The sequence below is a fragment of the Flammeovirga sp. OC4 genome, assembly GCF_000812565.1.
Classification (GTDB): domain Bacteria; phylum Bacteroidota; class Bacteroidia; order Cytophagales; family Flammeovirgaceae; genus Flammeovirga.
On sequence record NZ_JTAM01000002.1, the window covers coordinates 243,691 to 267,882 of the forward strand.

At 34.3% G+C, this 24,192-nt stretch carries 19 protein-coding genes and 2 pseudogenes; 10 read left to right on the forward strand and 11 right to left on the reverse strand.

Annotated elements, in window-relative coordinates; genetic code table 11:
* Positions 1-23: 23 nt before the first annotated feature.
* The 8 genes from PL77_RS02675 to PL77_RS02710 form a co-directional block, all read right to left on the reverse strand.
* Positions 24-698: an ABC transporter ATP-binding protein gene (locus PL77_RS02675; protein WP_044201612.1), complete on the reverse strand. Its 675-nt coding sequence runs from the start codon at positions 696-698 to the stop codon at positions 24-26.
* 33 nt (positions 699-731) lie between these two features.
* Positions 732-1,943 (reverse strand): FtsX-like permease family protein, encoded by a 1,212-nt coding sequence (locus PL77_RS02680; RefSeq protein WP_044201377.1) that lies wholly within the window; start codon positions 1,941-1,943, stop codon positions 732-734.
* A 12-nt stretch (positions 1,944-1,955) separates the two neighbouring features.
* Positions 1,956-3,173, reverse strand: a complete 1,218-nt coding sequence (locus PL77_RS02685; RefSeq protein ID WP_082026365.1) for an ABC transporter permease — start codon at positions 3,171-3,173, stop codon at positions 1,956-1,958.
* A 12-nt stretch (positions 3,174-3,185) separates the two neighbouring features.
* Positions 3,186-3,947: an outer membrane lipoprotein-sorting protein gene (locus PL77_RS02690; RefSeq protein ID WP_044201381.1), complete on the reverse strand. Its 762-nt coding sequence runs from the start codon at positions 3,945-3,947 to the stop codon at positions 3,186-3,188.
* Between the two features lie 2 nt (positions 3,948-3,949).
* Positions 3,950-4,540: a TetR/AcrR family transcriptional regulator gene (locus tag PL77_RS02695; protein WP_044201383.1), complete on the reverse strand. Its 591-nt coding sequence runs from the start codon at positions 4,538-4,540 to the stop codon at positions 3,950-3,952.
* Positions 4,541-4,751: 211 nt separating this feature from the next.
* Complete coding sequence (locus tag PL77_RS02700; RefSeq protein WP_044201384.1) at positions 4,752-5,885, reverse strand: hypothetical protein; 1,134 nt, start codon at positions 5,883-5,885, stop codon at positions 4,752-4,754.
* Between the two features lie 60 nt (positions 5,886-5,945).
* Positions 5,946-7,157 carry a hypothetical protein gene (locus tag PL77_RS02705; protein ID WP_044201386.1) on the reverse strand — a complete coding sequence of 404 codons (1,212 nt, stop codon included), beginning with the start codon at positions 7,155-7,157 and terminating at the stop codon, positions 5,946-5,948.
* Between the two features lie 317 nt (positions 7,158-7,474).
* Complete coding sequence (locus PL77_RS02710) at positions 7,475-8,338, reverse strand: 1-acyl-sn-glycerol-3-phosphate acyltransferase (RefSeq protein ID WP_253273955.1); 864 nt, start codon at positions 8,336-8,338, stop codon at positions 7,475-7,477.
* 398 nt (positions 8,339-8,736) lie between these two features.
* Between PL77_RS02710 and rplU the strand changes: the two genes are divergently transcribed.
* From rplU to PL77_RS02755, 10 genes and pseudogenes are all read left to right on the forward strand, one after another.
* Positions 8,737-9,048 carry a 50S ribosomal protein L21 gene (gene rplU, locus PL77_RS02715; RefSeq protein ID WP_044201388.1) on the forward strand — a complete coding sequence of 104 codons (312 nt, stop codon included), beginning with the start codon at positions 8,737-8,739 and terminating at the stop codon, positions 9,046-9,048.
* Between the two features lie 37 nt (positions 9,049-9,085).
* A complete protein-coding gene (gene rpmA / locus PL77_RS02720; RefSeq protein ID WP_044201390.1) occupies positions 9,086-9,346 on the forward strand; it encodes a 50S ribosomal protein L27 in 261 nt (86 codons plus the stop codon).
* 378 nt (positions 9,347-9,724) lie between these two features.
* A pseudogene (locus PL77_RS31690) lies at positions 9,725-9,913 on the forward strand (DnaA N-terminal domain-containing protein); the annotation flags it as partial.
* A gap of 717 nt (positions 9,914-10,630) precedes the next feature.
* A pseudogene (gene dnaA / locus PL77_RS31445) lies at positions 10,631-11,761 on the forward strand (chromosomal replication initiator protein DnaA); the annotation flags it as partial.
* 47 nt (positions 11,762-11,808) lie between these two features.
* Positions 11,809-14,604, forward strand: a complete 2,796-nt coding sequence (locus PL77_RS02730) for a hypothetical protein (protein WP_044201392.1) — start codon at positions 11,809-11,811, stop codon at positions 14,602-14,604.
* Positions 14,605-14,700: 96 nt separating this feature from the next.
* Entirely contained in the window at positions 14,701-15,249 is a 549-nt protein-coding gene (lptC, locus tag PL77_RS02735) for an LPS export ABC transporter periplasmic protein LptC (protein ID WP_044201394.1), read from the forward strand.
* 14 nt (positions 15,250-15,263) lie between these two features.
* Complete coding sequence (locus PL77_RS02740) at positions 15,264-15,491, forward strand: hypothetical protein (RefSeq protein WP_044201396.1); 228 nt, start codon at positions 15,264-15,266, stop codon at positions 15,489-15,491.
* A 34-nt stretch (positions 15,492-15,525) separates the two neighbouring features.
* A complete protein-coding gene (locus PL77_RS02745; protein WP_044201398.1) occupies positions 15,526-15,717 on the forward strand; it encodes a hypothetical protein in 192 nt (63 codons plus the stop codon).
* A gap of 144 nt (positions 15,718-15,861) precedes the next feature.
* The gene (locus tag PL77_RS02750) at positions 15,862-17,961 is read left to right on the forward strand and encodes a vWA domain-containing protein (RefSeq protein ID WP_044201400.1); all 2,100 of its coding nucleotides are present in this window, start codon (positions 15,862-15,864) and stop codon (positions 17,959-17,961) included.
* Between the two features lie 290 nt (positions 17,962-18,251).
* Positions 18,252-19,760: a hypothetical protein gene (locus PL77_RS02755; RefSeq protein ID WP_044201403.1), complete on the forward strand. Its 1,509-nt coding sequence runs from the start codon at positions 18,252-18,254 to the stop codon at positions 19,758-19,760.
* Positions 19,761-19,806: 46 nt separating this feature from the next.
* Here the strand turns inward: PL77_RS02755 and PL77_RS02760 are convergent, their stop codons facing one another.
* The 3 genes from PL77_RS02760 to PL77_RS02770 all read right to left on the reverse strand — a co-directional run bounded on the left by PL77_RS02760 (position 19,807) and on the right by PL77_RS02770 (position 23,933).
* Positions 19,807-20,868: a hypothetical protein gene (locus PL77_RS02760; protein WP_044201405.1), complete on the reverse strand. Its 1,062-nt coding sequence runs from the start codon at positions 20,866-20,868 to the stop codon at positions 19,807-19,809.
* 25 nt (positions 20,869-20,893) lie between these two features.
* Positions 20,894-23,317 carry a DUF3696 domain-containing protein gene (locus tag PL77_RS02765; RefSeq protein WP_044201406.1) on the reverse strand — a complete coding sequence of 808 codons (2,424 nt, stop codon included), beginning with the start codon at positions 23,315-23,317 and terminating at the stop codon, positions 20,894-20,896.
* Positions 23,318-23,528: 211 nt separating this feature from the next.
* The gene (locus PL77_RS02770; protein ID WP_044201408.1) at positions 23,529-23,933 is read right to left on the reverse strand and encodes a (4Fe-4S)-binding protein; all 405 of its coding nucleotides are present in this window, start codon (positions 23,931-23,933) and stop codon (positions 23,529-23,531) included.
* Positions 23,934-24,192 lie beyond the last annotated feature (259 nt).

Below are 24,192 nucleotides of genomic sequence, written 5' to 3' on the forward strand. Positions count from 1 at the left end.
TTCCCTCATACCTGTTCCCTCACTTATATTTTAGTATCAATTATTTTCCCGTCATCAAATTGAATCACACGTTTTGCTCGGTCCATTACACGTTGATCATGTGTGGCAATGACAAAAGTGATATTTTCCTTTTCATTTAATTGACGCATGATGTCGAGTAAATCTGAAGTAGATTTAGAATCTAAATTGGCGGTAGGCTCATCGGCAAGAATTAGTTTTGGTTTTGACGCTAAAGCTCTTGCTACGGCTACTCTTTGCTGTTGACCACCCGAAAGTTTGGTTGGAAACTGCTTTCCTTTATCACCTATTCCTACGGCAGCTAAAAGTTCTTTAGAGCGAGCAGCTCTTTCTGCTTTTGGTCTACCTTGTAGTTCCATGATAAACTCCACATTTTCTTCTGCTGTCAAGACGGGCATAAGAGAGTAATCTTGAAAAACAAAACCAATATGATCCCTTCTGTAGGTAATCATATCTGCTGAAGAACGGTTGTGTAAATCGGTGCCGTCAATCAGTATTGTTCCATCAGTGGGCGTATCTAAACCTCCTAGAATATTGAGAAAAGTGGTTTTACCACAACCTGAAGGACCAACTACGGCTGTAAATTCTCCTTCTTCAATTTTTAAATCAACATGATCCAAAGCCTTTACCGGAATTGTATCAGCATTATATGTTTTGACTAAGTTTTTTATTTCAATCATCTTAGTATTCATTTTTAGTTTGAAAAATAGTACTTACCCTTTGTATCGAACTGCTTCAGCCGGCTTTAATCTAATTGCTCTTAAAGCAGGTGGAAGTGCAGAAATAATAGCGGTAAGAAGTATCATTAAGAATAATGGAATAAAGGATTCAGGCATGATGGGATAGACCACATTATTGAAGCCTGCTAAGCTCATTTCAGCATATTGAATTCCGTGTTCACCATAATAGGTAATTAATACAATAGAGAGAATTGCTCCTACTATACCCCCAATCATGGAAATGTAAATTGTTTCCAAAACAATCATCAGAAACACTTTAGAGCGTTCAAGCCCTACAGCCATTAATACACCCAATTCTCTAGATCTTTCCCAAATTGCCATGGTCATAGAGTTTAAAATCCCAAAACCAAGAGCAAATAGAATAATCCCTAAAATGATATAACTATTGGTGTTACCAGTTTCAGCCAAAGCACTCAATTCCGGTACAATTTCTCTCCACGTTTGAATATTCAAAGAGCCATTCGTAATACTTTCTTTTAAGTGATCCCTTAACCCTTCCGGTTTAGAACCACCTTCAATAGAGGTAATGGCTATCTCATGAATAAATATTTGTCCTGTATTTCTCCAAATGTCTTTGGATTGTGTAAATGCGACAGATTTATCAAAATCAGGTGAGCTTGTAGCAAAAATACCTGCCACTCTATAGGCTGTATTAATCATTTCATTATTGGGGCCCATATAGGCAATGACCACCTTTGATCTAATTTTCACCTTTAATTTTTTAGCAAGACTGGAACCAATTACAATTTGATTTTTTCGTTTTCCATTAAAGAAATCACCTTCAATTAAAAACGATTCTATTTCAGTTACCCCTCTTTCTTTTTGAGCATCAATTCCAAGTATTTTTATTCCTTGACTGTCATTTGCAGAAGAAGCCATTCCATTAATTACTATTCTCGGTGAACAACCTTTCGTTAATGAATCCGTTTCAACGGTTTTGACAACTTTTTCATAATTGGGAATAGAGTCTCTAAAATTATTATTGATTTCAAACCCTTTTTTATGGATCTGTACGTGTGCCATTTCTGTAATGAGTGATTCCTGAACTTTGGACTCCATCATTCCATTGAGTAAAGCCATAGTGAATATTCCTCCCAATAATCCAATGGCAATTGAGGCCATGAGAATACCACTTCTCACTTTGTTTCTCCAAACATTCCTCCAAGATATTTTTGTGATCATCATTGTGTAAAGGATTTAAGAGTGAATAGCTTCAACAGTTTTGATACGAGCAACATGTATGATCGGGTAAATAGTACAAACAATCATAATCAAAGCCATCAGCAGTGCTTGTGGCCAAATGATATCGATACTTGCCGTGAATCTAAGAATAGGCTCCATACCCATTTTTGCCATTGCTTCTCCTTTTGCTCCTTCAATTAGAATAGGGTGATTTTCCATATAGAGTAGGACCGGGAAACCAACTAAGATGGAGGTGACAACGCCAATCAAACCAATAAACAATGCTTCTTGTAAAAGCATGCTGTATATCTTTCTTCTCACCATTCCCACCGCTGTCAAGATTCCGAACTCTCTTTCTCGTTCAATAGTCATCATCAAAATGGTACTGAAAATGCCAAAAGCAATCACAACGTAAAGGATATAAATCATGATTTTACCACCCTCACGGTCTGTATTAATCAGTGTGACCATTTCAGGAGATAATTCTGACCAACTCATCACTTCATAATTATCAAGATCCAATTTTCCTTTGAGTTCAGAGACAGTTTGATCCACCTTTCTGTTATCATGTACATCTAATATGTAGGCATTGATCATATTGGGAGCTGTAACAAAATATTGTACAGTGGGCAATGCCATGTAGATCACCTGATTGTTCATTTGAGGGTTAGGGTGCTTTAAGACTCCTTGAATTCGATAAAGTTCTGCGGCACTAGCACCATGATAACCTTGTCCCAACAATGCCAATGTATCATTGACTGTTATTCCTAAATAATTGGCTAACCCTTCACCGATAATAATATCTTTACTATCAGAAGTGAGGTATTGTCCTTTTGTAACCTTTTGAGAAAGGTGACTTAATTGATCTTCCCCTTCGGGTTCAGTGCCCACTATCATGACACCTTTAGTCAGAGTATCAGTAGCAGCCATAGCGTAAGTTTCTAACCTGCCAAATGCTCCTTTAATATTTTTATCGGAGAGAATTTTATTTCTGGTTTCTTGTGAATCGGTCATCAAGTTATTGATCGATTTGTCTTCCCAAAAACCTTTTTGATGTACTTGTGCATATCCCATATAGAATCGAGCAGCAGTATCAATCATCTGTCCATATGATCCTTCTTGGAGAGAACGCATTAATATGGCTAAGATAACGGCGAAGAATATAGAAGAAATACTTGTGATAGTTCTCCGTTTATTTCTCCATAAATTTCGCCAAGCTATTTTTGTAATCATGATTTAAGGGGGTTATCGAACTCTTTTCATGTTCTGTTGCGTAAAGAAACTGTCAGCAATTTTCTGATTGAATTTTGCTTCATTGTAAATCATCACCGTTTTCTTCCCTTCTTCATCCGCTGGAACCATTTCCATTCTTGAGGGTAGTTTTCGTCCTCCAAGATCTTTCACGTCATAACAGTTCAAGGTATTGACCAAATACATATCTTCATCATAGTTTTCCACTTTGATTTGATTGTAAACTCTATCAGTTGTCACCCAAACGATCACTTTTCCCCAAACAACGGCAGCGTCTTCATGGGGTATCATTTCTATTTTGTAGCATTCATACCCGTTGACTTCTTCTTTACCCAATAATTGATGACTGTAATCTTTCACCACGGAAGCCCCTTTCATTAAATCATCATTGGTAAAGTCAGAGCCCATCCAAGATTGAGACATCATAGAAGGTGAAATCTTAATGGTTCTTTCAATGCTTGGCGTCCAAGACCACATCTCTTTATACCTTTTCAAAGAGGCAGAACCTTTGTCCTTGGCAGGTGCAGTTAATAAAACTAGAAAGAAATCATCCGTTCCTTTTGACCAGGATTTCATCTGCATTGTTCTGGTCCAGTCTGGTCGAATGACTTTCATAGTCATGTTGATATAGCTACTTTTTCCTCTTTGTTGTTCTTGCATTTTGGCAATAATATCTGAAGCAGATTCTTGTGCCATAAGTGAAGTGGAGAGAAGGATACTCCCCAGGAGAAATAATAATGTGTTAATCTTTTTCATTTTTAGATTGCAATTGAATTATATATTTGATTTAAAAGGTCTTCAAGTTCTTGTTTTGGGTTGTTCAATACACAAGAAATAGTATAAAGGCCATGTCCCTCGGCAGCTGTTAATATTAAAAGGGCTGACGTTTCTGCCGGAATGTCTTTTTTGAGTACACCTCTTTCTTGGTCATTTTTGATGCATCCTATCAGTTTATCTTTAAAAGCATTGAAATACTTTTTAGGAATGGGTATCAATTCAGGTTCTTTTCTCACATAAAAAAGCATGGCAATATAAAGTTCAAAGATGTTGTCATTCTTCTGTTTTCCCTCTTCAATGATCTCAGCGGATTTTAATTGAAGAAAAGCTAAAACATCTTTCAGTGGCATATTTTCAATAGGAGCATTAATTACTTCAGTAGTCATCTTCTCCCAGAATGAGATGACGCATTCTTTTATCAATTCTTTTTTACTTGGGAAATAATGATATACCGCTCCTTTTGATAACCCTGAGGCTTTGATGACTTGGTTTAAGGAAACATCATTCATACTGTGTTCTCCAAAAAGTTCTAATGCAACTTCTATTATTTGTGCTTTACTATCTTTCTCCATTTGATTATTTTTCTTTACAAACCAACCGGTCGGTTTAAAGGTAGTGAAAAAAATTGAAAACCAATAATCAACAATAAAAAAGAGTTAAAAATAAAAAAACAGACCTAGCTCAAAAGCTAGGTCTGTTTGTATATTAATAGTTACCATTATCGGTATTTGTTTGTGTCTTTATTGCAATAAATTAGTCACATAACAATAGTATGAGAAGTAATTACTTGTGGATAAAAGCAGGAGATTCTTTAAATGTATCTATGTGGAATTTTTTCACCACCTTTTTGTCTTTTGTAATAGTAATGTACTTGTTTTCTGAATTTACATTGTATTTGTGATGCTCCATTATTACTAAGGAATCATTTTCATCGACCTCTTCTACTTTGTAGCCAGTTTTCGTTTTGAACTCTGTTAAAAGTATGTTTTGGTAATAAATTCCCATCCATTTTTTATTGTGGGGTTTTAAAAGGATGTCATGATGAACGTGGTAAGTCTTCAATTTAAGTTTATCACTATTCAACATTTGGAAATATTCTTTGTCGATATCAATCATGTACTCACCATCGAAAGCGATATCTTTTCCAGATTTTTTATCTTTCAAGTGTAGCCATGAATAATAGTTGTTTTCAATCGTGTAACCTTCTTCGATTGATTTAGCTTCTTTTGCAATAGAACTAGGAAGGTCTGCTTTTAGGCGAATTTCTTCATGATCTTCCACTTTATGGATGTAGTGGTTGCCTAAAAGGAATTGTTCCATTTCAGAAAGATCAGAAGGAACTTCCTCAACGACAACAACAACCTCTTCTTTTTCTTCCTCTTTTTCAGCAATTTTTTTCTTGCCTTCAACGTCAATTACCTCAAACTCTTGTTTTTCATCACCAATAACAACGATGTCTTGAGGACTATAAGCAATAGAATCAACTTTTTTCTCTACAGCGGGGTACTCTGTAGGGGATCCTTTTTCTAGGCTTCCCATTTTAGCTGTAACATTTTCAACTCTATTATTAAAATAGCGATAATCAATGAATTGAATGTGTCTTAGTCTTACCGAAGAAACTACTTGTTTGTTTTTTCTTACGGCAACATATCCATAGTCAGAAGGGTTACTTTTAAATGTGACTACCTTATTCTTTCTAGTTATTGGATATTCTTTTTCAACATCATTGATCATTGTAAGTAGTGAAAGATGGTTGGCATCGTTGATATTGTCAACAAACGCATGATATTCACCATCTTTTTCTGAAATGAGCAAAACTCCATTCCAAGTATTATTATTAGCGAAAGCACTGAGTAAAAATATTCCTGTCGTGAGTAATAATAATCGAAAAGAGTTTAGCAAGGGCGAAATTCTCATAATTTTAGATTAAAGAAATACATTTATATTTATTAAAGTAATAGTTGCAAAAATAAGGGATTATTCTCGGTAGTAAAAATGTTCTTCTTGATGAAATATAGCTTTGTTGATTTTAAGTATAACTTTTTTCTTATTTTTTATCTCTAAAAGCTCTTTCTCGTTGCGAATTGAATAGTTTTGGGAACCGGTCGTTATCACTAACGTATTGTCATCTAACATTTTGAGTCGATACTCTTTGTCCGATTTTATGGCGGAAAGCTCATTTTTTTCATAGAAAATTCCAAGTAGTTTCTTATTGTAGGGCTTAATGAAAAGGTGATGTTGAAGAAGAAAGTTTTTGATTTTTTCTTTATTTTCATATTGTATATTGAAGTATTTATCATCGACTTCAAATATAGCTTCTCCGTCGAAAGCAAACCTTTCGTCTGTGGTTTTGTGGCTTAAGTAAAGCCAAGAGTGATAATCAGTAATGATTTCATATTCATCATCGAATTTTCTAGCATCATTTTTCACTTCAGTACTTACCTTAGCTGTTTTGGGAGCATAGGTAGGGTATCTTGATTCATGGATGTATTTTTCAAATAACATATAGTTGGTAAAGAATATTTCTTCTTTTTTAACCTTTTTTTCTGTTACTTGATCTTGTCCTGAATATTGGATGTCCTCATCAAGGATAATTGTACTGGAAGCATAAACATACTTCTGTGATGTGTCAATGACGGCATTTATTTTGTCAGGGTCACGTTCTTCTACCAAAGTAAAACCTGTATTTAACTTTTCAGCTGGTAAAATATCACGAGGCTGTTCATTTCCATCATCATCAGAATCGTCAATAGTAGCATATCTTCTAGGAGTAAACTCATAACCAAGCCTTTTGTCAGTATTTTTCATAACAGACATTCTGGCATTGAGGTAATACTCTTTCGAAGGCATTGCTTCTGAAAGCCTAACCGATGACACGACAAAACCTAATTTTTTGACTAAGATAAAGCCTTCGGGTTCGTTTTTGGGCGATATAGCTATTCTCACGAGACGGCCATATTTCTTTACCTTGTGCGTAACTTTCTTTCCATCAATATTTGCAATAATTACTAAATCGTCAATGCTTTCGGTTTTGTCAATGAAAGCAGTGATTTCTTTATCCGTTTTGTGTGTTAATAACACCCCATCCCAGAATGGAGCGAGACTATCAGCATTTAAAGGTAAAGTGACAGCAAGTAGTAATAGTATTGATAGTAATGTAATATAACTTTTAGCGTATAAGATCATCATTTTTTTCCAATAATTAGGAGAGTTACCTATTTAACGGACAATCCATAACTATTATTTTAATGAAAACTTTTAAAATCAAATATAATTATATTTATGTGATATTGTTCATTTTGAAATAATACTTTTGGGGTAAGACTGTCAATAATTCTGTTAAATTATTGTAAGTAAAACCTAATGAAATTGTACACTATATTATATATAATAACCTAAAATACACATTTATAACCGAGATTAGAAGCTTACGTAAGAAATTAGGGCGATACTCTTTTTCAAGAGTATCGCCCTAATTTCTTTTTCTAACCTATTGAAAGTGAGAGTTATGCTTCTTTTTCTTCGTTTTTAAAGACTGGCTTGTCATCTGGATTCTGTCCAATAGCATTTGTAATTGTTTTTACAATTTCATCTACTGAAGCATCATTTGAGAACTGAATAGGATCTTTAATTTCTACTTTCAGTTTAGTACCTCTTTTTTTGAAGAAAAGTCCTTTTTTGTCAAAAGCTCTTCTAAAACCGTCAATAACAATAGGAACTACAACAGGATTGTAGCTTTTAATGATGTTACCTGTTCCTTTTCTTACCGGAGCGTACGGGCTAGTTGTGCCTTGTGGAAAAGTAACTAACCAACCTTGATCTAATGCTTTCTTGATTTTCAATGGAGCATTAATGTCTGCACCTCTTTTTACATCCTTTCCTTGTGCTCTCCAAGATCTCTTTACAGTCACAGCGCCAGCCAATGAGAAAATCTTTGGTATGATACCACTTTGTTTCATTGTTTCTTCCGCTGCTACATAATAAGTGTTTACTCGCGGATTTAACATATAAATAGGCAAGGCTGCAACTCCTTTTTTAAAACCCCATTTTGCACTGGCAAAAATGTGATAGAAAGAAATTACGTCAGTGTAATAAGTTTGATGATTCGATACAAACAATACATTGTTTTTTGGGAGATCGTTCAACTTTTCCATACCCTTTACCTGCAAATTATTATGCAGTTTGAGGCGTGGGTAAGTAAAAGCTGCCAATGTACCTATGATCATCCTTTTTAAGAAAAGAATATTACCAAAGTTATCTCTTCTTATAAGTTGAAACTTCTTTTTATTAGGATTTATATCTTTTGCTTCATTAAAAACATCTGTAATTTTTGTTCCCATCTCGTTACTCCCTTTATTCTTATCTTTCATGTTATATAAAATAATGACGTTTTACAGCTCAATTATGTAAATTAGTGCTAGTGATAATGTATGCAAGCATACTAAAATGTATCCTTCGAAAACTAGGTTTTATACAATTATACGAAATTATTAATGTTAAAACCGATGTTTTTTCATGACATTTACCAACCTTCATGATGAATGTTGATTCTGACTTAAATTAAAGAACAAATCATTCATTTATTTCTTAAAAAAAAACTTAAGGAATGTTTATAGAAGACAAAAATAAGAAAAAAATAGCTGCAAGAAGCTTGTTTAAACTCTTTAAGGATTCTTATTCAATGTTTTAGTAGGTAAAAGCTTGTCTGTTATAAAAAATAGAGTTACATTTGCAGGCATTTCGAGGAAAAAACAATATCGAAGAGACAATGTACGCAATTGTAGAAATAGCAGGACAGCAATTCAAAGTAGAAGAAAATAAATATATCTATACTCATAAGTTAGACTCTGAAGAGGGTGCAGCTGTTGAGTTTGATAAAGTTCTTCTTGTTGATAACGCTGACAACGTATCAGTAGGTGCACCAACTGTAGAAGGTGCTAAAGTGACAGGTAAAGTACTTGGTCACGTGAAAGGCGAAAAAGTTATCGTCTTCAAAAAGAAGAGAAGAAAAGGATACAGAGTGAAGAACGGTCATAGACAACACTTCACAAAGGTTCTTATCGAAGGTATCTCTAACTAATTGATTTTAGAAATCGAATCCATAACGATAAAAAAACATGGCACACAAAAAAGGAGCGGGTAGCTCAAGAAACGGTAGAGAGTCGGAAAGTAAACGACTTGGTGTGAAAATTTTCGGTGGATCAGCAGCTAAAGCTGGTAATATCCTTGTTAGACAACGTGGAACTACACACCACCCAGGTCAAAACGTAGGAATGGGAAAAGATCACACTTTATTTGCACTAGTTGACGGAACTGTAGAGTTCAAAAAGAAGAGACTAGGAAGATCTTTCATCTCAGTAATCCCAACTGCTGAATAGTAAGTAGGTTTATTGCAGATTTAGAGGTTCAAACCTAATAGCATTAGGTTTGGACCTTTTTTTGTCAAAGTTCTTGAGGTAAAAGCAGTGAAATGAATTATTTTTCAATCATTTCAGTTTTTTTGCTACTCAAAAACTCTTTGATAAAAACGATTAGTACATTTTAAATAAAAAGTACCTTAAAGAAAGAGTAAGCAGGACTCTTCTCTAGGGTATCAATTGATTTTGCGTTATTAAAGTGAGCTTCTCAAGCATTTTTTTCTAATTAATGTTACTGTACTATTTTAATAAGTAACATTTGATTTATTTTAGCGCAAATATTTCAGTATCTTTATAAGACCTATTAATATCTCAATCAGATAAAAGGGGAAAGTTTGAATGATTAATGATTGTGTAACAGTTTGGCGTGAATGCTTAAACATCATCAAAAATGAAATCTCTACGCAGAGTTTTCACACGTGGTTTATGCCTATTAAACCCGTTAAACTGGAAAATAATGTTCTTACGATCGCTGTTCCAAGCCCTTTTTTCTATGAGTGGTTAGAAGAATACTATGTGCATGTATTGAAGAAAGCGATTGATGCTGTATTAGGACCCAATGGTAAATTAGAGTATTCAATTATGGTCTCAAGAAGACCTAAAAATGCACCTTTCACTGTTCAAAGAAGACAACAACCTGCCCCAAACAACGGAGGAGGATATGACCCATATGGTAATAATTACAACCCATCGTATGGTCAACAAAATCCGCCGTCTTCTACTCCTTCTCAAGGACAGCAACAGTATAACAATACAGGAGGATACCCTCCTCAACAACCTTCTACTCCTTCATCAACGCCTCAGTACCCTAATTCACCTGTGAATCAAGAGTCACCAAGTACTCCTCCCTCACAGCAAGGAAATAATAATTCTATACCTCCATATACCAATCCACCTTCGGAACAGCAAGACGCTCCTTATGGTAGAAATAATGAAGGTAGAGGTGGAAGAGAAAACCCTGAGAATCAAAATCCGTTTGGGAATGATGCTTTCGGAGCAAATTCTCCAATAGATACACAACAACAGAACTCTATGAGAGGGAATGATTCGGAGCCATCAATGCCTTCTCAAAGTTGGAGAGAAACATCAAATCAGAATACAGCCTTTCCTAGTGAAAGTCAAAGTGAGAATTTAGGTGGTACGCAAAGTAATCGCTACCAAAATCCTCCACAATACAGAAAGAGTCAATCACAGCAATTGCCTCAATACAGATCTTCATCCACTCCAAAAAGCAATCCTGAGGAACAAGCTCGCCCATATATGAATAATATGGGAGCAGAAAACCCTTCTGGATTTGTTGATCATTTTAGAGTACCAAATGCTCAAGAGAGTTCGTATAGAGATTCTTATTTGAATCCAACTTATACTTTTGAGACATTTATAGAAGGAGATTGTAACCGTTTAGCTAGATCTGCAAGTATTGCAATTGCACGTAGACCTGGCGAAACAGCATTCAACCCACTAGTAGTTTATGGTGGTGTTGGGTTGGGTAAAACCCATCTTGCTCAAGCTGTTGGTAATGAAGTAAAGAGAAACGATCCTAGTAAATTCGTGCTTTATGTAACTTCAGAACAATTTACCACACAGTTTATCGAAGCACTAAGAAATAATAATGTTCAGCAGTTTACCAACTACTATTTACAAGTAGATGTGTTGATTGTGGATGATATTCAGTTCTTAGCGAAAAAAGAAAAAACACAGGAAAATTTCTTCCATATATTCAACCGTCTTCACCAAAACGGTAAGCAGATTATTATGACTACTGACCGTCCGCCAAGAAGTTTGGAAGGGTTGACAGACCGTCTATTATCTCGTTTTAAGTGGGGATTAACTGCAGACATACAAAAGCCTGATTTCGAAACAAGAATTGCTATCGTAAAGCAAAAACTGATGGCAGAAGGGGTGAATGTACCTGATGACGTAGTTGAATATTTATCTTACAATATCGATTCAAACATTAGAGAATTGGAAGGTACGTTAGTCTCTCTATTAGCGAATGCTTCTTTAATGCAAAAAGAAATTGATTTAGACATGGCCAAAAATGCCTTGTTGAATATTGTGAGAAATACAGAAAAGGAAATTACGATTGATTTTATTCAGCAAATCGTATCTGAATATTTTGGTATTTCAGTGGAAGAACTAAAATCAAAAACAAGAAAGAAAGATATCGCTCAAGCCAGACAAATTGCGATGTATTTTTCAAAGGAATATACGAAAGAACCTTTGAAAACGATTGGTAATCAGTTTGGAGGGCGTGATCATAGTACTGTAGTACATGCAAGTAAAGCAGTGACAAAACGAACAGCTTCTGATTCTCTTTACAATAGAATTTTAGAGGAGTTGTTAGATCAAATGAACATCAAAAGTAAAGGGTAACCCTTCTATCTAACCCTATTTTTTAGCATTGATAATCCTATTATTGAGTGAAAGACTTTAGATTATCAGACAATTTCAAGCTAGTTTTAACTCAACTACTAGCGTTAACATTTCTATTAGTAGGATTTTATTTTATTGATCTTACAAGAAAAAAATCATACGAAACCGATATTTGGCATGTCGTAGCAAGTGAGAGTGTCGCACTTGTAGAAATGCAACAACCTGAAGATTTACGGTCTTATTTAGATTCTTCAGCCTTTATTAATGCCTTAAAGGATATTGAAGGTGGACAAAAAGCCTTTAAAACCACCAACAAACTACTGACTCTCTTAGATTCAGCAATTCAAAACCCTTTTCTAGGGGTCAAAAAACAAGTTTACCTTTCTATAAATGCAACCGGGAGTCAATCTTTCTCTCTGTCTGTATACATCCCAATGGATGAAAGAATCTATTTAGATCCTTTTACTCAATTGACATCTTTACAAAACGAGACTTATGTTCGAAAGTATAGAGGTGAGGATGTACATGAATACAAATTGGATGACGAATTATTATCTGTTGCCAAAATCCGTAATTTTCTTGTAGCCTCAACAGATGCTGTATGGATTGAGGAAGCAATCAGGAATAATGGAGAAAGGTTTAATGAAACATACTATTTTGGCTTACTCAATCAAGAATTATCCACTCAAAGTCATGAGGTAAAACTTCCTGATGGATTAAGAATGTGGATCAGACCTTCATCCGTTGAACATTGGTTTGCAAGAATGACGGATTTAGGGACTAAAAATCCATTTAAATCTATTGCTGATTTTTCTAATGGCATGTTAGTGGAAACTATTCAGGAAAAAGATAATGAACTGTCTATTTTAAGTGCTAATCGAACGCATACATCAAGTTATTATCATGAAGTAGGACCTTCATTAACCGACGGTAAAACAGCGGCTTATCAATTTATGGTTGATGATGTTTCGTTTTATGAACAGTGTCATGTAGGAGATTTTACCAACTTTGTGGAATTAGCTTTTCGTCACGATAAAGAACGAAATATTTCTCAATCGAAGACACTTTTAAAGCAATTTGAGAAAGAAGGTTTTGAAGTCTCTGATTTAGCGAAACAAATTAAATCGGATGTTTTTAAAGCTACAATCTTAAGTGTTGACGGGAGTCGATGGCAACATATTCTAGGTTTTGAATTAAAAGATCCCGTTGAATTTGATGTTGTTTTAGATAACCTTAGAAAAGACTATGAAGAGGAAAGTGATAAAAAAGTAAAGCTTATTGGTTTAAAAGGATTTACGATTTATGGTTTTCCTAAAGGAAATTTATCAGGAGCATTAGCAGGTTCAAACTATTTTGATAGTCACTCTAATTCTTATGTATTGAGAGTCAATAATTATATGATTATGGGAGGTGATCTACCTACATTATCAAAGTGGCTTACAGATTGGTTATTAAAAAGAAGATGGACGACCCAAAAGCGTTATAATGCGTTGATTCATAAGCTTCAAAATAATGAGGCGAAATTATCTTATGTCTTAAATACCGAAAGCTCTTGGGTTGGAATTATACATGCACTATCAAAGAGCTATTCAACTTTCATTGACCGTTATCGACAGTTGCTGTTAAGAATGAATTTTCAAGTATGGTCATTAAGAGATCAAAAAATCGAGATAAGTGGTTTATTTAGTGGTCCGATAGGAGATGATCAACCTAAAGCAACAAAGAAAATTCTTTCAAAAGAAATGGGGGTGTCTTTAAGTAAACCTCCCATCGTGGTCAATAATATTTTAGGTGACGAAGAAGGATTTTTACTTATTGATCAAGAAAATATTGTTGAGGGATATAATTTCAAAGGAGATACGATTTTCTATCATGAATTTGACTCTGTTATTAAAGCGACGCCTGAATTAGTGTGGTCCATTAACTCGGATTTACCTTCTTTATTTTTAACTCAAAATAATCAAATTCTACAGATAGACAGATCTGGGAAATACTTAGAAGGATATCCAGTTAATTTACCAATTTATTCTCAAATAGAATTTACGAAATGGTTACCATGGCACCTGAGAGGAAGTACTGAACTGATTCAAGATATTGAAGGTCTAATTTTATCTGTAGATACATTAGGTAACATTTATGGAGTTGATCCAAAAGGTAATTATCAAGGAAATTGGACACCTCAGAAGACATTGGAGCGTTTGGCGTTAACACCACAAGTCTTTCAAGCCAATGGTAAAAATTATGTGGTGACACTCTCCCAAAAAGGAAAGCTGATAATTTTTACTGAAAAAGGAGAGTATGCCAGAGGTTTTCCTATGCTGTTTAAAGAATCAGTTTCGCCTCAATTGTTTGTTACTGAAGATGCAAGTTTAGGACAATCAAAAATTACATTTATCACAAGCATTGGCGATATCATTGAAGTAAATGGTAAGGGTGATGTGTTAAGGCGTGATAAGCTAGGGGACAGAGCACACGGCCGTTCTTTTGACTTATTGAAAGATGAGGCTAGAGGAAGAACATTTATGGTGATGGAGCAAATTTCAGGAACTATTAAATTGAGAGATAGTTCTGGTAAAGTGGTTTTTCACCAACGTTTTGATGAAAGAGGAAAAGCGATAGGTCAGTATTTTGATTTTGGTATTGACGCCGAGCTTATTTCAATTACTTTCCCTCAATCTGGAAAAACCTATCTCTATTATCTAAATGGGAAACGCTTTGTAGAAAAAGCATTTAGTAATGATAGAGCAGTAAGGATGTTTTATGATTCCGATATACAGCAATTTATTTTTATCACTTCACTAAAAAATAGGGTGAATTTATACACAATTGATCGAAGAAATTGATTGAAAAACTAAAATACTGTTAATCTATCCCTAAAGATCAATCATTTGTATATTTTTGTATCGTCGAGTAGTATTGACTCAAAAAAAAGACAAACAATGATTAAGAAGATATTAATTTTAGCTCTTGCTTCTGTGGCGGTTTTTTCTTGCAGCACAAAGAAGACTCGTACAAAAAAGGAAGCAAAGCAAATTGCTATGGGTACAGATGTACCTGATTTTACAGCTTATAATATTGAAACACTTCATTCAGAGGATGCGATACCTAAAAACCGTATGAAGGCTAAAGTCCAAATGCGATATAAAAATGGTAATGAACGCTACCCAGATGGAATTGATATCATTACTTTCTCAAAAGAAGATGGTACTGAGGAATCTCACTTAGTGGCAGACAGTGCAATCTATACCGCTGATAGTACATTATATACAGTATATGGAAATGTAGTATTAGATGATTACAAGAAAGGACAGAAATTAGAAACAGATACTCTTCATTTTAATAAGGAATCTGGAGATATCTTTACAGAAGCAAAAGTGAAGATGACGACAGAATCTGAAATTATTTATGGTAGAGGATTAAAAGCGAATCAGAATAATCCTGAAGAATATGAAATCAGTGATATCGACGGTTATGCTGATGTCGACTAATAATCGATAAAAATATGATAAAAACAATAATGGTAGCACTTGGTGCTGCCTTTTTCATTATAGGGGTACACCAATCCTTTTATTATGGTATCGTTGCAAGTTATTGGCTATTCGCCCTTGCAGGAATTTGCGTTTTGACACTTCAATTTCTTCAGAAGAAAGAAGAAGAAAAACAGAAACAATCTGCTCCCACAAAGAAATCTAAACCTAACAACAAAAAGAAAAGTAGAAAAAGGAAATAGTTGTTCCTCTACTGCTTATTAAATCACAACACTAATGAAGATACTTATCAGAGAACTTAAGTTTTTTGCCTTTTTTGTGATAGGCTACATCCCATTTTTCTATGCTGTAATGTTTGTCATCAAAGAAGAACCTCAATCTTCTTATTTTCTTCAAGGAATGATTGTGGCATTCATCGTAACCTATATTGTGAGATTTATCTTCATGATTATGAAAAATATTAAATAGGCCACTCTGAGTATCAGTTTTGTCTTTTTGAATAAAAGAATACAAAAAATAATCTGACTTTATTTGCTTTCCTACCTCTAAGCTTTTAACTTCTAATAGTGAAATCAGAGAGCTCTGATACCGAATTATGATAGACTGTAATCCATGAATGGACTTTATATAGAATACTCTTGGTGGTGGATGTTTTTTAGTATTCTGCTTTGTGCAGGAGCAACCTATCTCCTTTATACCAAAAAACAAGTATGGACGGTAAACATCAACAGAATATTGATAGTATTACGTTTTTCAGCGTTAATGATTATCATGTTTTTGTTGCTTGACCCTATGTTTAAAAGTATTGAAAGGTACTTTGAGAAACCGATTGTCTCTTTTATCATTGATAATTCAGAATCAATGACTGCCACTATCACTCAAGAAAAGCTCAATGAATCGATTCAATCTATCAAAAATGAAGCAGAGAAGCTTGAGGAAGAAGGGTACAAAACAAAATTCTATACTATTGATGGAAACCAATTGGAGGATGGTGAATCACTCAATGATCTGTCATTTGATCATAAGGTAACCAATATCAGTAAGTCTATTCAACGACTTGAGGAACTCAATGAACATGAAAATTTAGCGGCAATAACTTTAGTATCTGATGGTATATTCAATCAGGGCTTTTCTCCCTTGTATTTACCTTCCGTTGTGCCAATTTATACAGTAGGTATTGGGGATACAATTCCTCAGATTGATCTTCAAGTCAAGGAGGTTTATACCAATAGAGTGGCGTATATGGGGAATAAGTTTCCAATTTTGGCAGAAATTGTCAATGAGGGTTTTGTAGGGAAAGAAGTAGAAGTTGAATTGACAAACAGAGGAAAAATACTTTCTAGAAAAAGATATAGAATTAATAATGAGAAAGGATTTGAACAAGTAGAGTTTATTGTTGATGCTAAGAAAAAAGGTTATCAAAAATTTACCGTGAATGTGAGAACATTGGATGGTGAATTTTCTAAAGAAAATAACTCTAAATCGGTTTATGTTGAAGTGATTGAAGGCAAAGAGAAGATATTATTGATAGCCAATGCTCCTCACCCTGATATTAAAGCAATCCGCTCTGCAGTCGAAAAGAATAAAAATTATGAGTTGCATATTTATATACCTGGCTTAAAAATGAAGGATGGAAAAGGATATGACAACAAAGCAAAATATGATTTAGTCATCTTGCATCAGTTCCCAAATATTAAAAGGAATGCTGCTTTATTACTTGAAAAACTAAAGAAACAAGATATGCCGTTTTGGTATATCATCGGTGATAATACCAATATCAATACCTTTAACCAAATGAACCCTCTCTTAACGATTGAGGGCTACAGAGGACAAAAAGATAAAGTCACTCCATCTTTTACCGATAACTTCACTTATTTCACTTTTCCTAAAGAAAAGAAGGATCTGATTCAGAAAATGTCACCTATTGAAGTACCGTATGGTGAGTATAAGATAAATGCGGGTAAAGTATTAGTTAATCAGCAAATTGGAAGCGTGAAGTCTACAAAACCATTGTTATTGATGGGGGAAGTAGGTGATGTAAAATCTGCAGTTTTTGTAGGAACAGGTTTGTGGAAATGGCGATTGCAGGAAGGCTTATTACAGTCTGATGAAATGGCGGTGGATGACCTGATTGGTAAAGTAATTCAATACCTTTCTACTAAAACGGATAAGAGGCGTTTCAGAGTCAATACAACGACTGCAGAATATTCTGACATTGAGGATGTGATCATTGAAACAGAAGTATACAACGATATTTATGAATCCATTTATGGACAAACTATTGATCTAACAATAACAGATGAAAAGGACGAGAAAATGTCCTATACTTATTTAAACTCTTCACCGTATTTTAAGTACCATATTACTGATTTGGAAGAAGGGTCTTATAAATATGTAGCTTCAACAATATTAGACGGTAAAAAAGAATACTCATCAGGGAGTTTTGTGGTAAGAGCTATGGAACTTGAAGCATTAAACCCAACCGCAAACTTTGCACTTTTACGGGGTGTTTCAGAAAAGACGGGAGGAAGTTTTTATGATAATGTTACTTTGGACCAATTATCGCAGCCCCTACTCAATAATAAAGCACCTCAAAGAATTCATTCTGAAGAGAAATATAAAGAATTGGGTTCTAACTATTGGATAATGAGTTTGTTATTCCTTCTACTAATTTCAGAGTGGGTATTAAGAAAGATGTATGGCGGTTTTTAGAATCTATTTTTAGAATTCTCCAAATCTTATTTTTTGTATTGATATTCATTCAAAAGAAAATTATTTAAAAACATTTGGTGTAAAAAATACATTAATTCAATAAGAAGGGTAGCTTTTCAAAAGTATTCGTTTACTTTTGTATCGTTATAGACATCTTTCATCGAGAAAAGATAAAACGCACTTTAGACATAAATACTAAGAGTAATAAGGCAATTAGAATCAGAACACACTACCTAAAGTTTTGATTGGAATTGTTGGTTTACTTGAGCACTAGAATTCTTTAATTCATTATGCACTTCAACACATTAACAACAAGAGAAAAAGCACTCAAAATAAACCTTGATTCATCGGTTTATGGTTCATTAGCAGAAATTGGAGCAGGACAAGATGTCGCTGCAAACTTCTTCAAAGCCGGTGCTGCATCAGGTACTATTGCCAAAACCATATCGGCCTATGATATGTCGTTCTCTGACGCAATTTACGGACCTGAGCCAGGCGGACGTTACGTTTGCCAAAGTAGAGTTGAAAGAATGTTGAAAAAGGAGTTTCGTTTATTAGGAGAGAGACTTCCAAAACGAAAAGATGAAACAAGGTTCTTCGCTTTTGCTGATACAGTAGAACAACTAAACTTCAACAGAACAAATCAAGGGCACGGCTGGCTAGGAATTCGATTCCAAAACCGTCCTAATACAATTCCAAATGAAGTAGTATTACATGTGGAATTAAAGGATAACGATCCATTACTACAGCAAGAAACAATCGGTATTTTAGGCGTAAACCTGATTTATGCATGTTTTTATAAGACAGATGATGTAGATGAATTCTTAAGTTCATTGATGGATGGTTTGAATATCCATAAGATCATTGTTAATTACGTGAGAGTAAGTGGTCCTGACTTTTTGGATGTTGATAATAGATTATTGAGTTTATTGTTGGTGAAAAACGGACTGGCAAAGACTACAATGTTCGGCCCTGATGGTCAAGTAGCACTTCCTCAGGATTTCCTTTATAAGAAAAACATCTTGGTACTCAGAGGTCGTTTCAGGCCAATTACCAAAGTCAATATTGATATGATGGAACGTTCTTTTGAACATTTTAAGAATGATCCTGAAGTAGATGAAAAAAATATCGTAACGGTTGCCGAGCTGACATTAGAAAACCTCAGAATATCGGAAGATCGTCAGAAGGACGAAAATGATTTCTTGGATAGAGTTGATATGCTTTGTTCATTGGGTTATACCGTAATGATTTCGAAATATCAAGAATATTACCGCTTGACAAACTATCTATCTCGATTCACTAGAGGTAAGAAGATTGGTGTAGCTGTAGGTATGTATAACTTAGAATATATCTTCACTCCAGAATATTATAATCATCTTAAAGGAGGTATTTTGGAAGCATTTGGTTTCTTATTCGGTAGAAATATCAAGCTTTATGTTTATCCTTCTCTTCAACGAGATTCTCTTGAATCAGATAAGTTGATGACAAGTAAATCGATTCATCTGGCCGACGAGCAAAAAGCATTATTCCAAGCCATGGTGGATAATGGTAAGATTGAAGATTTACAGAATTGTAACGTCAAAAACTTAAATATCATTTCGGATAAAGTTTTGGAACTAATTAAATCTGGAAGTGATGAATGGGAAGATATGGTCCCTCAAGTAGTGGTAGAGCATATCAAAGAAGATTGCCTTTTTGACTACCCTTGTAGTGTAGAACAAAAAGAAAAAATCGAGAAAGCAAGACAAGAATCGACTCGATCACGTCAAAGAAAGATTTTTGAAGATTCAGAATCTTAGTTATAAATAAAAATGTCACTTTTCCATTTCGAAAAGTGACATTTTTTTATGCCGTCTTATTTCCCATAATAATAGGGTTTTTTAAATCACCCCCAACACCATGAGCACTTTGACTGGCCGTTTTAATAATATATCTAGCTTCTCTAATACGCTGATGAACGGCTTCCCAAACTGAACTTTTACTTTCTGTAGAAGTTGGTTCATCCTCGTAATAGGATTGAAAATCCTTTTGCTGATAGAAAATAGGGAAAAGCATCAGGTTGGTATTTTTACTTACTTGTTGCCTTCTTAGGTAAGTAAACGAGTGACCTGAGTGCATCCATAAGTAATTAGTGAAAATATTTCTATCATGGTTTTTATTGCTCTCTGTCTTGATGACACAAACTTCAATCTGATAAGGTCTTTTTAATTTTTTATTCAATTCCCACTCTATGTATTTTTTCATAGAAGCAGGTTTATCTCTTAAATCAACTGAGATTAATGTCAATTGGAAAGTCACTTCTAATTCCTCTGGAAGCAAAGCGTCTAGCATTGGAATTAAGTTTTCTTCCATTTCTCCGAGGTCTTTCAAAAGGTAATTGTCAATAATCACCATTGAATTATGAGGGTGGCGGAAACGCTCCAATTGACTCCATTTTTCAAACCTTTTCACTGCTCCTCTGTCCTTTGTGACATTATAAAGAGACCAATTGAACATGAACCCGGCCTTAGATTTAATACGACTTGGATTGAGCGTTATCAAGCCATATTTCTTCTCAAGGTCTTCACATTCTGTATTACTCTTATCTAAAAAGAACATGGTTTGAGGCATTGTTTTTTGACTTATTTCATCTAGTTGGTCAAATGCTTCTTTTTCACAACGAAGTGAAGAACCTCCCGAAGAAGCATTTTTAAGCATTTTCTTAATATATGGATTAGTCTTACTCATCATAGAAAGCTGCGTAGGATCTACGTCTAGCCTTAAGTCAGCTTGTTTGTTGAGGAAAGAGTAAAAATCCATCCACGATTTACTCCAATCCATATCATCCAATTGATCTTCTAATGAAGGTCTTTTTCGGAAGAAATCTGTCAGAGAATTTATATTTGCGTAAGTTGTTATACGTTCCATAGTTTTTTGATTCAGTAGCAGGTTATTAGATTTGTTTTAAGTGGAAAAGCTCAATAGCAATATTATCCGCTTCATCAAAGAATCCTTCCCCAAACTCGTTGTCGAGTTCTCCATCTTTTAAGATGTTGAGTAAAGCCACTTGAGATTTTCCTTCAGGTACCCTTTCAGGGTTATATAGGTAGTATATTTTAGACTGGTAAGGTGTGATTTTTCGCTTGGCGGTCCAGTATTGTAATTTTCTGATTAAATATTCTGAGTGTGTTTCAATTAAGAAATCCGTCTCATAACGTAAAGAAGCATCAATGATCAGGTCAGCTAATTTTGATTGTAATCGAGGGTGAAGGTTGGTTTCAGGTTCCTCAATTAATAGTGAACGGTGGTCATTTAATGCTATTTTAAGAAGAATAGGAAGGAGTTGTGAGATGCCATAACCAAGGTCTGCAAGGTCTAAAGCATGTCCTTTTCTGTTGGTAATAATCACATCAGAAGCAATTCCTTTAACGGAGTTAATCTGAATATCGTGACCAATTTCAAATTCTTGAATCCATTTCTTGACAAACTCCTTTGCTTTTTCGTCTGCATTCTTGCCAAATTCAAAAAGGAGGTCACTCAAGACATTGCCTTCTGTATGCAATAAAATCCTTTTTGTACTACCTCTTTGAGCTTCTAATAGTCCAAAATTGAATAACTTACCACAAGATTTGAAGATGTGTTTAATACCACTGACACCTTCTTCTATCATTTTTAAGAAACCACTCTGAAGTATCTTATCAATATTTACTTCAAACAGTTTAGCATATTGTTCACTTGTTAAAGGTAATTCAGGTAAATAATCCAATTCTTCCAAAGAGTTATAGGCCTCTTTTCGATCAAGAATTTTACGATCATTATGATCTAATAATGGTAAATCTCTTAATAAGAATCCTAATGATGCAACTTTGTACCCTTTACCGTCTTCCTTTCTTTCCGCTAAAAGACGTACAAGATCGTCTTTTTTGAAACTATTTATTTTTTTGACTTTAGGCTGGAATTCAGTCATAAATGAATTCAATCGAGAGCCAAGAAGTACCATTAGTTTTTTATGAGCTACTTCTGCTACAGCATCTAATAAGTTCTCATCAATTTCACCTAAGGCCTTTTTTAATTTATCTTTATTGATCGAAAAGTGCTTTTGAGCCGGAGCTTCTAAGTCCATTCCTGCACCGTATTGATACAAGTTTTGAAGATCAAAAAAGCTGGTAAATACAGGAATTTCTCCATCCGTTTTGAAATAATCACCTCTATGTCCTGCAGCTAATAAGTAGCTGTTCCCATTTTCAGAGCCCACATAATGTAGACTTCCGTTGCTCAATGGAGAGTAGATTAGTTTTTTCTTTCTTGTAAAACGCTCTCTATAGGCTAATTCAATGTGGCAAAGCTTTCCTTCTTTGCTATCATAATGTAATTCTAAAAATAAGCTCTCTGTTGTATTAACGCCTACAGGTTTAAAAGTGTAGATGATTTCTTTGGAGTTGATATTTAAAATATCTCTCACCAACGAAGACATTGGAATGTCCATTTCTAACCAAGAAATCAAAGCTGATCTTAATTCCTCAACATCAGTAATATCATTTTTTTCAATTACTTTTTTCCACCTTTCATTATGTGCTTTTGTTTCCTCAGCATCTCTGAGTGGAGTAACTGTAGCCTCAGTAAGGTGTTTTATTTTTTTGATCCCTCTGAGTTCATGCTCTCTATGTTCCTCATACCAAGCTTTCTTGATTAAGTCTGCAAAGAAGGCCCCAGAAAGGTTTTTCGGAATCTTAAAACTATCCTCAAGAGGAATTTCAAGTTCCTTTAGCATATCATATATCTTAGCCGCTTTTTCAAACAGCTTTTCGATGTTGTCAACCGTAATTCTTTCTTCAAATGCAATATGAAGCAATTGATGAAGTAGATTTTTGATGGTATTTGTACTCTCGATTTCCTTTGATCGTGTCAATTTCTGAATATGACGGATCATGAATTGTGCTCTATTGATTAAAATACCTCTCAAGAAATACATCCAATTTTTCCAGTTGGGAGTTTGGAGTAAATCCTGTAAACTTTCTACGTTTTCAAGGTCAGTATAGGCGATTGAAATGCTTCGTTGTCCTAATTCAAACTTTTTGAAAGGGGCAATTCCAGGTTGTGGAGCAAATTCTAATATAAATTTTATAGGTTTTCCCTCATCTGTATCATGGTTTCTCGCCTTAGAAATATTGCCAAGGTTGTGGTAAGATCCTCGAAAGTCAAGTTCTTCTAATCTATTTTTTATGCCATTATCTTGTAATAATAGTAATGCTTTAAATAGTGAACTTTTACCGCTACTATTTGTTCCAGTAAGAACATTTAGAGGAGAAAAATTGAAGGTTGTACTTTCTTTGAAAACTCTAAAGTTTTCCAATGTTAGGCTTTTGATATTGGCCATGATGAGGTTTATAAATTAGTCTACAAAAAGATTGATTATAATATTTATTCTTTTCTGTCTAAAAACAACAAAATTAAAAGAAATAATGAGGTTTATAGCTGTTAATCAATCTAACAAAAGTAACATATTAAGCTGATTCAAACAAGTGTTAACGAGTTAATATGTTACTTATAACGAATCAACGAGTGTGTAATGTTGTGAGCGGGTTATTTTATGGAGCTTCAAAGTTAATTTTACTATGAGTACCATCACAATACGGCTTATTATTCGATGCACCACATCGGCAAAGTGCAATTTGTTTTTGATCCAATACTTCTTTTTTACCGTCAATTTCAATGCTTATTTTACCTTTGACAAGTACAGGCCCATTTTTTAATACTTGAACCTCAGTCAGTGGAGTATCCTCAACAGTTTCTTCTTTTAATGATAAGGCTTGAGAGGGGCAATTCCGAACAGTTTCAATAATTTTTTCATCCGTTGATTGTTCCAAGTCGATCCAAGGTTTACGTTTTGGATTAAATACCCTTGGTAAGCTTTTGAAACATTTTTCGGAGTGAATACATTTTTCAGGTTCCCATAGTACAGAAATAACTCCTTTGGTATACGTCTTTTTCATAATAGTGAGCTAATGGTGATAGAACATATTTTTTATTAAAATTCACAATTTCAACGTTAAAAAGTAAATCCTTAATTCTCCCTTGTGTTGGTTACAAATACGCTTTTAATGTTCATTTAGAATCTAATAAATTATCAAGGTATTTCGAAATTATAAGACTCAAATTTTAGTGTAAATAAAAAAATACTTAAATTCTTGATTTGTAATTGAATTGTACGCTTTATTTACAGTCAATTAGGGCATGCTATTTTCTAAACCA